The following is a 12,664-nucleotide window of genomic DNA, read 5'->3' on the forward strand; positions in this document are numbered from 1 at the left end:
CGGCTTAAGTTTCAGGGTCCATGATATGTTAACAATCAGAAAAGGAATTCAAACGAGGCACTTTAAAGTGCCAAGGTTGATTAAACAATAAGGATATTAAATGCAAAATAATGACTACCTAGCCGTTGATATCATGCCTAAAAAAACGCGATTTAATCGTTTTTTTTACCCAGAGAGATTAAATAGCCTTAAGAGTAAATTCAAAGGCTTATGCTATTTATATGATTTACCAGCTAGAAAACAACAAGCAATTACAAAATATCCTGAACGATATAAAGTAGAAATGTGCGGGAATAGCCCTGCTAGAGCAATACTTTTTGGTCCTATAATTATAGGAGCGGTACTAAGCCTTGTGACTTTTATAAGTGTTGTATCTCTGCCTATTTACGAAGAAGGTGAAAAGTTTCAGTGGTGGATACCTATACTCACTTTTTCTTGGAACCTATTTTTTCTTAACTTATTACCAATAACAGATAGTTACATCCCTAAAAAGCAAATATATTTTGACAGACAAAAACAGCTAGTGGGCTTTACCTATGAGATACCCGGTTGTGAAGAGCGTGATGAGCTGGGTAATTGTTGTTTTAAATGGGCTGATATTGTATGCCACCTTGATATAGTGGCAACACGCCCGGGTGTAATGGGGTTTGTGCCTTTTATTAGTCATATTGATGAGGATAAATACCCCGCCACTAAAATTGTTGTTCAAGTGCCTGATAACTCAAATAACCCGATGAACTGCTATTTATATTGGGAACGAGTAGTCCGGTTTATGGATAACAATCAACCACTGCCTGATGTGCCTGAGTATGAAAACTGCCGCCACCTTGATGAACTCACAGCTGAATTTGATAAGCAAAATGACAGACCCAATAATTTTTGGAGCGATTTTTCGCTTGATCAACAAGTCGAAATTTGGCAAAAATTCAATAAAGAGGCTGCTCATTTTAATTGGCTCAGAGCGACACCGAACGAAGAAATAACCAAACCTTGGCTGCATTTTAAAGGTGAGCCTGAGCGTATCGAAAAACTAACATGGAAATACAAAGCAAAGCGCTTAGCACTGCAGTTGTTTATGGGTATACCTTAAAAGATGATTTTATGTATAGCATGCAACTAGGATTCTGATAAAAATTAAAAATGGAATTCAAGCCTAGGGGTTATGCACCCATCTAGGTTTATTGGCACACTGACGACTAAGGAAGTAAAAAGGAAATTAAGAAGAGAGCCACTTTAAATACGCGCATCTTAGTCATAAGGTAGAAAAAAATCAAACCATGCATGAGGTAAACTGCCGCCTACAGGCGATGTAATATAGCTGTTTAAATTTGCGTAGGCGGGGCTTTACGCCGCGCAAATTGAAGAATAAAAACGATACTCACTCTGAATAGTTAAGATGGGTGTCATCTTAATTTCGTTACGCCGCATTAGTAGGCACATTGATGAGTCCAAATGTTACATTAGGGGTTAAAAAGCTAACTGGTTCCCATTGCCAATTAACCATTGATGTAGACACACCAAACTTTGCTTTAGGTCAATCGGAACTTCTCGTTCAGGTATATCAAATTGAAGATGAAGGAGTTTTACATTTTGAGCAGGAATTCCGTTACGATCATAAAAATTGGCAAATAATCCAAAAAGAAAACACTGAATCAGGAGCTATTACTGGGTTTCAATATATTGTCCCAATTTTATCCATGTGGCCGAAACATTTCGAAGTTGATTGGAAAGTAAAAGTACAATATCGCTTAGATAAAAATGTCACTTTGCCTTATGTTGATATAGATGAGCGTAAGGGGTGGGAAGACGGTGAAGTACCTGATAAGGCATGGATAATAAAGGAAATAGAATATGCTTGAGCAGTATGCAGAGACCGCTTACAGAGGTAAGCAAGAAACAAAGTTTAGAAATGAAATTGCGACAGACGAGCGTGACTCTATGTATTGCCGCTATCAAAGTAAGCAAGCGCTATTCCCAAGAGGAAGCGTTTTTGGGCATTGTTATAATAATGATCAAAAGTCAGAGTATAAGTATAATTTAAGTGGTAAAAGTGAAGAGTACCGCTCAATTTTATGTCGAAAGAAACATGGAGTTGAATTGGCGTTATCTTCAAATGCTACTAATTATATCGATGTATTAGTTTTTTCGTGGGTCATTTTACATATTACCTTGTTATTTTTAATTGTTTCTTTTCCGTTTGTGAGTTTTGTTCTTGGAGATTATAAAAATGCCTTTGATTATGTTTTATATATTTTTATAGCGTGGGCTATATCAAAACTGTTTAATGTATTTGTTTGGCCAGTATTTCGCCACAAAATTAAATTGGCTGTTGTTTTTAATCGCCTAACAGGTGGGGTAAGTGTGCCAGATTACAGCTCTAGAAAACTCGATACTTTACCATTTAAAGAGTTTAATGCTCATTATAAGGTGTCGCATAACCCAAAAAGTGGGTTTCCCTATAGAGGATTTACACTCTTACATTTTACTCGAAGTGCCAGATATGAAGTTACATATAATAATGATATATCTTGTGGATTTATTCATTGGGAACTGCTACAAAACTTTATGGATATAACCCAACCCCTAGCAGATATCCCTCAATTTGAATATTACCGTGAGTTTGATAAAACCACTGCTGAGTTTGATAAAGCGAATGGCCGCCCTAAGTATTTTTGGTATCGTGTTGATAAATCATTTTTAAAGCAAATGAATCAAGCTGATGATGAGCTTCTAAAAGATTTTAATGATGAAGAGCAGCTTGATAACCTTTTGATGGGTAAACCTATTAAAAAGCTAACACCGCCGGATATATTTAAGTTTCCATGGAAATACGCAGATAACATAAAAGCCGAGTGTGACATTAAGTTTAGTAAAACGTTGTGGCAAAAATTCACTTCATTTTTGATGGTAGATCTATAGTTAAATAACATAATAAAATTAAAGGAATTTAACCCAAGCAGTAAATAACTGCTTGGGTAGGCAAAAGGATATTCATGTCAATTTCATATAAATTTGCAAAACTAAATGCAAAAGTGATAGAAAAATCGCAGAACTTTAAACACTATATTTCCTCATAAAAGTATGAGTTCACATCACCCAAAGGAATAATGATTCCCCGATTTTATTGAATAATAAAATTTAAATAACTACCTCAAATGTTTGATTAAACTGCTGTAAAGCGGCTTCAACGCGGGTGATGCCTAAGTCAAACTCAGCCCGGGTTGCTGGGCCGCCTAGGGTGAGGCGAACACCATTTGGATTATCCACCTTTAGGGCTGGAACTTCTGGGATAAAGGAATCTAGCGTCCTTACAATTACCTTATGCGCTTTTAATACGCTGCAAAACTCAAACATATTCTGCGACTGGGATAAGCGAATATATACATTTAAACTGGCAAACTGAGCATCTATCTCATAAGTTTGAAGCAGCTTTTTTATTTGTTCAATACGATAGCGTATCTCATCTGCTAGCTTAGTTTGATTATAAGTAAATTCGTTACTCTTAATGGCGCGCATTATTAACTCAAAATTCATTGAGGAAACCGCCCAACACTCACTATGAATTTGTTTTAAAATTGGTTGCTCCCAAAGTCGTGGAGGTAATAAGTAACCGGCTCGTAGTCCGCCTGCAAAATATTTTGAAAAGCTTGAAATATAAAAAACCCGATCCGGTGCTTGTTGCCACAATGGTAATCGCCAATACTCTGGCAAACAGTAATTTACGTCATCTTCAATAATGAAAAAATTATATCGGCGACTCAGCGCCAGTAGGGCATTTAAATTGTTACTGCTATAGCAAATATTGGTTGGATTTTGACAGTTTGGCGTGATGTAAACCGCTTTGATTGTACGCGACTTACACAATGCTTCAATTTGTGCAAGATCAATCCCGTCGCTATGCACGTTTACTTGCGCTAATGAAAGTTTAAGCGAATGACACGCATGGTAAAAACCGGGGTAACACATTGACTCTGCAATGACAGTATCGCCACTTTCACACAAGGTTGCTAACGTAGTGAATATTCCTTGCTGAGCACCTTGGGTAAATATCAACGGATGGTTTAAGCAATCAAAGCCCTTATCCGCTAGCCATTGTTTGAAAAAATATTGATGTGAGGTAAGTCCATTGAGTTTATAAATCATCACATCTGTTAATGCACTTTGATCCTTTGACAGCGATTGCAGGGCATTGGTCATAACATGTTGTTGCCCCATCATCGGTTGCATGCTTGAAGCAAAGTCTGTGTCGCCCTCAAAATGACTTAACTCAATAACTTTACTTACAAAGGTACCAGCCCCTAGTTTTGCAGTAACCAACCCTCGTTGCTCAAGTAAAGCATATGCACGAGTTACCGTACCATGTGTAACACTTAGGCTGTCAGCGAGAAGTCGTTGGGCTGGTAATTTTTGCTCAAAACCCAGCATTTTGTTGTCGATAGCATGCTCAATCAAAGCGGCTAATGCGCGATATTTTGGCTGTGTTTTGCACAAACTACTAAATAGAGTGTGATCCGGTTTGTAAATTGTATTCATAACAATAAAAATATTGATGATTTTACATAAGTATGACAATTAATAGTTATTAAACAACTACAATATTGTATCAATACAATTAATTATTATGAATACAGCTACTGTTTTTGAGCTTGCTCCGGCTCTCATTTTATTTTGTTTTGCGGCGTCAATTACGCCTGGGCCTAATAATATTTTGCTTACTCACTCAGGCACACATTTTGGCGTGATCAAAACCCTACCGCACTTATTGGGTATTCGAGTAGGCATGACGATAATGCATTTGGCAATGCTACTAGGATTAGGTAAATTGTTTTTAATACAGCCAAAGCTGCATTTTTTTCTACAGCTTTGTGCCAGTGGTTATATTTTATATTTGGCATACAAGATAGCTAGTAGCTCTCAATTAAAAGGTGATAATGCTCAAGCAAGGCCTTTAAATTTTTTTCAAGGCATGCTTTTTCAGTTGATCAATCCTAAGTCATATGCAGTGTTAATGACACTTTGTACTGCACTTACTTTACCAGGAGGTGCCTATTGGCCTTCTGCAATTTTGGGCGTGATTATTTTTAACCTTGTCGCGGCTTGCTCAGGCTTGTTTTGGGTGAATTTTGGCAAATACATGCGCCAATTTCTAAATAAGCCAAATATCTTTAAACGTTTTAATTGGGTTATGTCACTGTTTCTTGCGGCATCAATTCCTTTAGTTTTTCTTTCCAATGCAAGCATTCAGTAGGGAAATAAAATGAAATTTACTCACCAATTGTCACCACAACAATTTACCCAAGCGTTTGAGTTTTTATCTGAGCGAAGTTATTGGAGTCAAGGCATTAGTCGCGAACGGTTAGAAAAAGCGTTCGCACACTCGCTGTGCTTTGCATTAATTGAAAATAAACAGCTATTGGCATTTGCACGAGTGGTGACTGACCAAGCCACTTTTGCAAACTTACTGGATGTATTTGTGTTAGAGCCATTTAGAGGTCAAGGGCTGGGTAAAAAGCTGATGGATCATGTAATGAGTCACCCTGAATTGCAATCATTACGCCGTTTTACACTGGCAACAAAAGACGCTCATTCACTTTATCAACAATTTGGTTTTCAAAGCCAAGCAAACCCCAATCTCGCAATGGAAAAGTGTTTAGTTGGCGGGTACTCAACATTATTACAGCGGCAAAATTAAGTATGGATTGAACGTTTTAATGCGTGCAGTTAAATACTTTTATTATTTTGCAGCTGAACTATTTATTCTCTATTTATAGCCGTTTTATTAAAAATGTGAGCACTTTAGAGAGTATCAATAAATAATACGGCCTATAAAAATAGGCCATATTATTATACCAATCGACTTAAATATTTAACCATTCTGGCGGGCTAAATAAAACGCTAACTGCGTTAATCATTTTTTATGTAGAGCAACAACATGTCAAAATTTCTGCCTTGTTATCACTGTATTTATCTGTCGTTATAAATGGTCAGCAACTTAACACTATTGGTATTATTGAGTTTTTTAGAGTCAGTTAATTAGTAAGATGCAACAATGCTTACGCCAGAAAATGCATTGTACCCTCTTAGTGTAATGTAATATTTACCGCCTTGTCCTGAGCCTAGGTTACAGCTTTCATTATTACCATTTGCATATGGACGGCAGTCATACACACTAGTTGTAGCTTGTGCGCCTTTACGAACATATAAATCAGCGTCGCCCGTACCTCCAGACATACTAATATTCAACGAAGCATTTGCTGGTACTTCAATGGTGTAGACAAGTTCTTGATTTCGTGCCCCAGAAAGCCCTGTAATTGGCACGCCATTTGTTAAGCAATTGCTGCCACAGCTAGTGCCACCGCCAATTGTGCCAGTTAAACTTACACCACTGTATTGGCTGTAGCCATTGAGCATTACCCACCAATCGCCAGCTTGTGGGTTAGTGAACGTGCAGTTTTCTGTGTTGCCATTTTTATATGGTCTACAGTTGTAGCTACTAGTTGAAGGTTTTTGCCCTACCTGTACATACATATCAACATCGCCTGAACCACCATTGGTATCAAATGATAGCGATTCAGAACCCGCAGGAACAACGAGCTTATAAAAAGTGTTTGTACCTTGAGCGCCTGATACGTTAACGCTTTGTCCATTGGTCAGTTCATTTTCTTCTGGGGGGACAATAATGCCACCTTCTAATGTATAAAGTAACTCATTCGGTGAGCCAGATTTCGCATCAGACACTTTGTTTTTAGTACTACGTTGGCTGAGCATAGTATCGATTTGTGATGGGCTCAAAGAGGGCGTTTCATCAAGGTATAGTGCAACGGCACCAGCAACATGAGGCGAGGCCATTGAGGTGCCACTGATAGTATTTGTTGATGTATTTGAGTTATACCATGCTGATTTAATACTTGAACCAGGTGCGTAGATATCTAAACAGTTACCATAGTTTGAAAAACTTGAACGACTATCGCTGCTAGTCGTTGAGCCAACAGTTATGGCGTTCGCTGCACGAGCTGGTGAATAATTGCAGGCATTACTGTTGTCATTACCCGCAGCTACTACAAAACTTATTCCTGCTGCTACGGCATTGTTTACTGCGTCATCAGTTGCTTGTGAGGCGCCACCGCCTAAACTCATATTTGCAACTGAAGGTCCCGTCGCGTTATTTTTAACCCAGTTAATACCTGCAATAACCCCTGAGTTTGAGCCTGAACCATTACAACCTAGTACGCGCACACCTACGATGTTGACATTTTTAGCAACCCCGTAAGTACCACCACCAATCGTGCCGGCAACATGCGTACCATGTCCATTACAGTCTGTTGCATCTGAGTCGTTATCTATAAAGTCATAACCGTGAGATGCGCGATTGCCGAATTCATTGTGGCTTATACGTACACCTGTATCAATGACATACGCAGTTACGCCAGACCCATCAAAATCATAATAGTAATTTGAATTGAGAGGGAGGTCTTGTTGATCTATGCGGTCTAAGCCCCAGATTGCATTTGGTTGATTTGCGTTTGTTTGTGCCAAAGGGTTAATCGACATCATTTGATCTTGTTCAATGTAGTCAATATTCGGATTGCTAAGCATTTGTTGAATTGTTTTATCTGACGCATTGACAACAACACCGTTTAAAATGCCGCCAAATTCCTGAGCCACATCGATGTTATATAGGTTACTTAAACTCGCTGATTGTGAACTGGCAAAGTCAGCTATTGCATCACTACTTTGAACATTTAAAACGGAGGGAGTTTTAAATACAACGATATATTTACCTTCAATCGCGCGGCTTGTGTCGACGGACATAAGTTCTGCCGCATGAGTTTGCACCGCTGATAAACTGACTAAAACAGCAAAACTTAGAGTACTTAATTTACGCATTGTTTAATCCTTTTTGGATAGTTATTGTTTGAAACGCACTCCAAAAGATAGCTTTAATTAGCAACAAGTAAACATTCTGTTAACTTTAATTTAACTTAAATGTGAAAATATGTAAACAAGTGTAACTGTTTTGGTTTTTTGTAGCCTTATTATGAATCTAACACTTGCTTGCTTTTTAGTGCAATTATTTGAATTTAAGTGTTTTTAATATTGAGCGTATTGTTATTTTTGGCAGGATTATTTTTGAGGATTATTCAAAAGTACTGCGCCACTTTGGGTATCGCCTAAGTAATCGTCTTTATTGTAAATCGGGCACTTTGTCATTGACAGGCAACCGCAGCCGATGCAGCCGTCGACTCTGTCGCGTAGGCGCTGCATAAAAGCAATACGTTCATCAAGTTGTGCTTGCCAGTTTTTTGATAATGCTGACCAATCTTCTTTAGTGGGGGTACGTTTATCAGGTAAAGTGGCGAGGGTTTGTTTGATTTCCTCAAGAGTAATGCCCATTGCTTGCGCTGCTTTGATGACCGCCACACGGCGCAGTACATCAGGCTTATAACGGCGTTGGTTGCCGTTGTTCCGCCAGCTGTGGATCAAGCCTTTGGTTTCGTAAAAGTGTAGCGCGGAGACTTTTACGCCGCTGCGTTTAGCTACAAAGCCCACAGTTAAATTAGCTTCAACAAGCTTTTTTTGTTGATCGGTCATAGTTTTCTTATTTTTTATTAAAAATCAATTTTTAAGGTTGACCTCAATCTTACTTGAGGTTTTACGCTCTTTGCAACCATAAAAAAGGAGAAATAAAATGCAAGAAAAACCAATGCATAACACCGCTATTATTTATTCAAGTGGCCGTAAAAACGGTAATACTACGGCGCAAGTTAATGCCTATAGTAAGCAACAAAGCGGCATTGTTTTTTGCTTAGATGATTATGTTATTTCACCTTATCGCTACGATAAGCAGTATCACAATGATGATTTTTATAATTTGTTTGAAGTGTTACTTCGCTACGAACATTGGGTGTTCGCATCGCCTGTGTACTGGTATAACACCACGCCACAAATGAAAGCATTTATGGATAGGATCACAGATTACATGGATGACGAGGCGTTAAAACCGAAGCTTAGAACTTTACGTCAAAAACAGTTTTCACTATTGTCTAATGCCTCATCTGCCTCTGCGCCAGACGCCTTTATAGACATGTTTAAACAAACCTTTAATTATTTAGGAATGACTTTTAAAGCTCATTCACATGTACAGGCTGGTTAAATACGGGTAGGCTAAACAAAAAAGGATGATTTATGAAAACTTCACTTTTAGGCTTTGGCCTTCTTGCAACTAGCTTAACAACGATCGCTGCTGAGCCAACTCCTGTTATCAATGACTTTGGTTATTTTTACAATGTACCAGCTCAAGTATCAGACTTAAGCCAAGCGCAGTTTAAAATTGCCTTTGATGTGGGGGATGGTGCAAAACATGGCGAGCAAAATAACCCTATTAATTCGTTAGCGCGCTTTATTAATATGCATGTTGCCCATGGGGTAAAGCCGGAAAACATCCAACTGGCCTTAGTCGTACACGGTAGCGCGAGTGTTGATGTGCTGGAAAACAGCGTTTACAAAAGCCGCTTTGATGTTGATAATAAAAACCAGTCTTTGATCACCCAGCTACTTGCTAATAATACGGTTGTGTATGTGTGCGGGCAGTCGGCAATGCATATGAAGGTAGCAGCAGAGCAGCTTATTCCAGGGGTGGAAATGGCGCTTTCTGCAATGACCGCTCATGCGCAGTTACAGCAACAAGGCTACACGCTGAATCCATTTTAAAATGAATATTTTGTGTTTTGGTGATTCGAATACCTTTGGTATTTCTCCTGTTGATGGGAAACGGCTGAGCGAAACTGAACGCTGGCCTACTTTATTAAAGCAGCAGTTGGGCACAGGCTTTGAAGTGATTGAAGCAGGGGAACCTAATCGTACTTTAGTCAATAATCCCCCGTTTATGGGGGATAAATCGGGCATTAAGTATTTAAAACCGTATTTGGAAGCGCATACTGTTGATGTTGTTATTATTCAACTCGGTACTAATGATTTAAAAGCGCGCTTTGACTTAACACCAGAGCAAATTGCAGGTGGGTTAGACTCTTTTATAACTGCTATTAAGCTGTTTTATCAACAATCAATGATACCTGTACCAAGCATTGTGGTTATCTCTGTTGCAAACGTAATTGCGAACGGCGCTTATAAAAAAATCTATGCGGGGGCAGAGCATAAAGTTATGCATCTTGCTGCTTGGTGTAAAAAAGTGACCAACAAGCATAACTGCATATTGGTTGATGCCTTCTTGTTTATTAAGCCTTGTCAGTATGAGGGGGTGCACTGGCCATCTTGTGAACATAAAAAGCTCGCAGATAATTTATATCAGTATATTTTAGAGCAAAGAACGTGATACTTCTTTATATGACTTGCCAACTTTTACAATCGTACCTGAGATTAGCTCAATATAGTCATTACTAACTGCAACAACCTTATTTTTATTGATTAAAAATGATTTATGAGTTTGCAAGAATGAGCCATCAAGTTGTACTGAGAGCCGCTTAAGTGTGCTTGTTGCAAGTATCACTTGGTCAGCTAGGTGAACTTTTACATAATTACCATACGCCTCAATGTATTCAATACTATCTAAGTTGATCTTACGTTTTTCACGGTCAACTTTAAGAATGATGCTTGATTGCGGCTGTGTTGAAAACTGATTCTCACGAATTATAACTTTGTTGAGTGCTTGCTCAAGCCTCTCTGCCGATACGGGCTTTAGCAAATAATCAGTTACATTGAGTTCAAAGCCTTCAAAGGCATACTCTTGATAAGCACTGACTATAATTACTTGCGGTGGTTTAGCGAGCGCTTTGAGTAACTCTAACCCCGATAACTCTGGCATATTGATGTCTAAAAAGACTAAATCGACGTCTAACTTTGCCAAGTCATATAAAGCATCTTTTGCGCTATAGTATTGGCCAACAATATTAATTGTAGGGTGAGCTGCTAAGTGGTGCTGAATTACGAGGTGTGCGAGTGGCTCATCATCGATTATCAATGCGTTTAACATGATGAAAGCTCCAAAGTGAGTGTAGTTTGCCAAATATTATGTTGACTATTTGTAATCAGAGAATAGCTATTTGGGTACAGAAGTTCCAGTCTTCGCTTTAAATTGTTCAGTCCCATGCCAGAATCATTTTGTTGTTTTTGTTGGTGGATGGTGTTTGCGCAATACAGCGTTAGTGTATTGCTACTGACTGTGAGTTCAAAGGTTATTTCTGTTTGCTGTGATGTTGGCTCTACACCATGTTTAATAGCATTTTCTAATATAATAATGAGTAGCAGTGGGGCTATTTTTAATTTACCAGGGTTGCTTGGCCAAACAAGGTTAATTTGGCACTTGTCACCACTTCTGATCTGCTGTAATTCGATAAAGTCTTTAAGATAATTAATTTCTTGGGTTAAGAAAACCTGTTGTTTTTGACCTTCGTAGACCGTGTATCGAAGTAAATTGGCAAGTTGCATCACCAACTGCGGTGCATTATCTGATTTAGTGAGTGTTAATGCATATAAGTTATTTAGTGTGTTGAATAAAAAGTGCGGGTTAATTTGTTGTTGTAGTAACGTCAGTTCTGTTTCAGTTTGCTGCTTGGCAATCACATTTAATTTATTATGCTGCTGTTGGCGTTCAAAGGCTAAAATAATTGGCGTGCTAACGCTAAGAAAGAAAAACATAAACTGGTAGTTATACTTACTAAAAAGGCTTCGAGTTCCACTTGGTGTTAAATTTGCAACCTCTGTAGGCAGATCATTGATGGGCAGTAAAAGCACACCCGCAGTGAGGGTGGGTGTAAGCAAAGCAATAAAAATTAAACATGCAGCGAGAAAAGTAAACACACCATGGTTTGTTAATATTTGGCGGATCAATATGTATCGGTTAAATAAGTACAAACAAAAAATGATAGCTGTGTATACGCTTAGCTGCCAAAAGTAAGTTAGGAATTGATTAAATTGGGTAAATACTTTGCTTATATCAAGGATCAGGTCTAAAGGTTGATTTAGCATCGGGTTTGTATGCGTATTAAGTACGCCAGCCATAATTAAAGACCACGATACTAATACTAAAATAACCATATTATCGAGAGATGTTAATGAGTTAAACCACTTTGAAGTTAATGAGTTTTGTGCGCTACTAACTCGCTTTAACATTAGCCAAATAAGACTCGCGAATGCAGAGAGTATCCAGCATTGTGCGTCGAGGTATTGCCAATTAGCAAACGCAGAAGACATTATATGTACCAGATAGACAAGAGAAGGATACGCAACAAAGCCTAATAGCCACACTACAACTGAGCGTTTAAGTGGCAATTTAAATGCTAAAGCGTGAGCAGCTAAAAAAGGCAAGCACTCTAAAAATAGTTGCCCATTAATTAGCGTGTAGAGCTCGGCTGAGTCTTGCTTCAATGATAGATAGCGAATGTGTGCTTCTAGCATTATTGCAGCAATAACGGGTAGTAAAACAACCACATAATGTAAGTTTAATCGTTGCCACCGCGCTGAAATAGCTGCCTGCATACTACACTCCATGTTCATCGTGCTTAATGATATGTTTTATTAAGTTTAAATGAATTACTTCACTTAGTTCAGCAAAATAATGATCAAAGGTCGTTTTTTAATGACAACTGCAAAATACTTGCTTTCATCCTTTAATTCAATGTGTTGATCATTGCTATGTAGCTTATTG

General features: G+C 38.3%; 13 protein-coding genes. 8 read left to right on the forward strand and 5 right to left on the reverse strand.

Annotation, left to right across the window (positions count from 1 at the left end):
* Nucleotides 1-100: 100 nt before the first annotated feature.
* From H5162_RS01070 to H5162_RS01080, 3 genes are all read left to right on the forward strand, one after another.
* A complete protein-coding gene (locus tag H5162_RS01070) occupies nt 101-1,090 on the forward strand; it encodes a hypothetical protein (RefSeq protein ID WP_182759394.1) in 990 nt (329 codons plus the stop codon).
* A gap of 352 nt (nt 1,091-1,442) precedes the next feature.
* On the forward strand, nt 1,443-1,859 hold the full coding sequence (locus tag H5162_RS01075) for a hypothetical protein (RefSeq protein WP_182759395.1): 417 nt from the start codon (nt 1,443-1,445) through the stop codon (nt 1,857-1,859).
* Nucleotides 1,852-2,919 (forward strand): hypothetical protein, encoded by a 1,068-nt coding sequence (locus H5162_RS01080; protein ID WP_182759396.1) that lies wholly within the window; start codon nt 1,852-1,854, stop codon nt 2,917-2,919. The genes H5162_RS01075 and H5162_RS01080 overlap by 8 nt, the downstream gene beginning before the upstream one ends.
* A gap of 219 nt (nt 2,920-3,138) precedes the next feature.
* Here the strand turns inward: H5162_RS01080 and H5162_RS01085 are convergent, their stop codons facing one another.
* Nucleotides 3,139-4,533: a PLP-dependent aminotransferase family protein gene (locus H5162_RS01085; protein ID WP_182759397.1), complete on the reverse strand. Its 1,395-nt coding sequence runs from the start codon at nt 4,531-4,533 to the stop codon at nt 3,139-3,141.
* 88 nt (nt 4,534-4,621) lie between these two features.
* Between H5162_RS01085 and H5162_RS01090 the strand changes: the two genes are divergently transcribed.
* On the forward strand, nt 4,622-5,248 hold the full coding sequence (locus tag H5162_RS01090) for a LysE family translocator (RefSeq protein ID WP_145234560.1): 627 nt from the start codon (nt 4,622-4,624) through the stop codon (nt 5,246-5,248).
* A gap of 9 nt (nt 5,249-5,257) precedes the next feature.
* Complete coding sequence (locus H5162_RS01095) at nt 5,258-5,692, forward strand: GNAT family N-acetyltransferase (protein ID WP_182730817.1); 435 nt, start codon at nt 5,258-5,260, stop codon at nt 5,690-5,692.
* Between the two features lie 341 nt (nt 5,693-6,033).
* On the opposite strand, the gene H5162_RS01100 is transcribed toward H5162_RS01095, so the two are convergent.
* Nucleotides 6,034-7,887: a S8 family serine peptidase gene (locus H5162_RS01100; RefSeq protein WP_145234556.1), complete on the reverse strand. Its 1,854-nt coding sequence runs from the start codon at nt 7,885-7,887 to the stop codon at nt 6,034-6,036.
* Between the two features lie 237 nt (nt 7,888-8,124).
* Nucleotides 8,125-8,592: a redox-sensitive transcriptional activator SoxR gene (gene soxR / locus H5162_RS01105; RefSeq protein WP_182777400.1), complete on the reverse strand. Its 468-nt coding sequence runs from the start codon at nt 8,590-8,592 to the stop codon at nt 8,125-8,127.
* Nucleotides 8,593-8,689: 97 nt separating this feature from the next.
* Between soxR and H5162_RS01110 the strand changes: the two genes are divergently transcribed.
* Genes H5162_RS01110 through H5162_RS01120 form a run of 3 tightly spaced genes read left to right on the forward strand, consistent with a single transcriptional unit; the run spans nt 8,690 to nt 10,333 of the window.
* Nucleotides 8,690-9,154, forward strand: coding sequence for a flavodoxin family protein (locus H5162_RS01110; protein ID WP_149981836.1), 465 nt, complete (start codon nt 8,690-8,692; stop codon nt 9,152-9,154).
* Between the two features lie 32 nt (nt 9,155-9,186).
* Nucleotides 9,187-9,711, forward strand: coding sequence for a DsrE family protein (locus H5162_RS01115; protein ID WP_182730815.1), 525 nt, complete (start codon nt 9,187-9,189; stop codon nt 9,709-9,711).
* A gap of 1 nt (nt 9,712) precedes the next feature.
* Nucleotides 9,713-10,333, forward strand: a complete 621-nt coding sequence (locus H5162_RS01120) for a GDSL-type esterase/lipase family protein (protein WP_145234548.1) — start codon at nt 9,713-9,715, stop codon at nt 10,331-10,333.
* Here the strand turns inward: H5162_RS01120 and H5162_RS01125 are convergent.
* Both H5162_RS01125 and H5162_RS01130 read right to left on the reverse strand, forming a co-directional pair.
* A complete protein-coding gene (locus tag H5162_RS01125) occupies nt 10,316-10,990 on the reverse strand; it encodes a LytTR family DNA-binding domain-containing protein (RefSeq protein ID WP_145234546.1) in 675 nt (224 codons plus the stop codon). The genes H5162_RS01120 and H5162_RS01125 overlap by 18 nt on opposite strands.
* Nucleotides 10,984-12,495, reverse strand: a complete 1,512-nt coding sequence (locus tag H5162_RS01130; protein ID WP_182777402.1) for a sensor histidine kinase — start codon at nt 12,493-12,495, stop codon at nt 10,984-10,986. The genes H5162_RS01125 and H5162_RS01130 overlap by 7 nt, the downstream gene beginning before the upstream one ends.
* Nucleotides 12,496-12,664 lie beyond the last annotated feature (169 nt).

Origin of the sequence: Pseudoalteromonas sp. SR41-8, assembly GCF_014163915.1 — a bacterium.
Taxonomy (GTDB): domain Bacteria; phylum Pseudomonadota; class Gammaproteobacteria; order Enterobacterales; family Alteromonadaceae; genus Pseudoalteromonas; species Pseudoalteromonas rhizosphaerae.

Bases quoted from the DNA above. Each gene is read 5' to 3' on its own strand.
- H5162_RS01070 (WP_182759394.1), top strand. From the start codon at position 101: ATGCAAAATAATGACTACCTAGCCGTTGATATCATGCCTAAAAAAACG.
- H5162_RS01075 (WP_182759395.1), top strand. From the start codon at position 1,443: ATGAGTCCAAATGTTACATTAGGGGTTAAAAAGCTAACTGGTTCCCAT.
- H5162_RS01080 (WP_182759396.1), top strand. From the start codon at position 1,852: ATGCTTGAGCAGTATGCAGAGACCGCTTACAGAGGTAAGCAAGAAACA.
- H5162_RS01085 (WP_182759397.1), bottom strand. From the start codon at position 4,533: ATGAATACAATTTACAAACCGGATCACACTCTATTTAGTAGTTTGTGC.
- H5162_RS01090 (WP_145234560.1), top strand. From the start codon at position 4,622: ATGAATACAGCTACTGTTTTTGAGCTTGCTCCGGCTCTCATTTTATTT.
- H5162_RS01095 (WP_182730817.1), top strand. From the start codon at position 5,258: ATGAAATTTACTCACCAATTGTCACCACAACAATTTACCCAAGCGTTT.
- H5162_RS01100 (WP_145234556.1), bottom strand. From the start codon at position 7,887: ATGCGTAAATTAAGTACTCTAAGTTTTGCTGTTTTAGTCAGTTTATCA.
- soxR (WP_182777400.1), bottom strand. From the start codon at position 8,592: ATGACCGATCAACAAAAAAAGCTTGTTGAAGCTAATTTAACTGTGGGC.
- H5162_RS01110 (WP_149981836.1), top strand. From the start codon at position 8,690: ATGCAAGAAAAACCAATGCATAACACCGCTATTATTTATTCAAGTGGC.
- H5162_RS01115 (WP_182730815.1), top strand. From the start codon at position 9,187: ATGAAAACTTCACTTTTAGGCTTTGGCCTTCTTGCAACTAGCTTAACA.
- H5162_RS01120 (WP_145234548.1), top strand. From the start codon at position 9,713: ATGAATATTTTGTGTTTTGGTGATTCGAATACCTTTGGTATTTCTCCT.
- H5162_RS01125 (WP_145234546.1), bottom strand. From the start codon at position 10,990: ATGTTAAACGCATTGATAATCGATGATGAGCCACTCGCACACCTCGTA.
- H5162_RS01130 (WP_182777402.1), bottom strand. From the start codon at position 12,495: ATGCAGGCAGCTATTTCAGCGCGGTGGCAACGATTAAACTTACATTAT.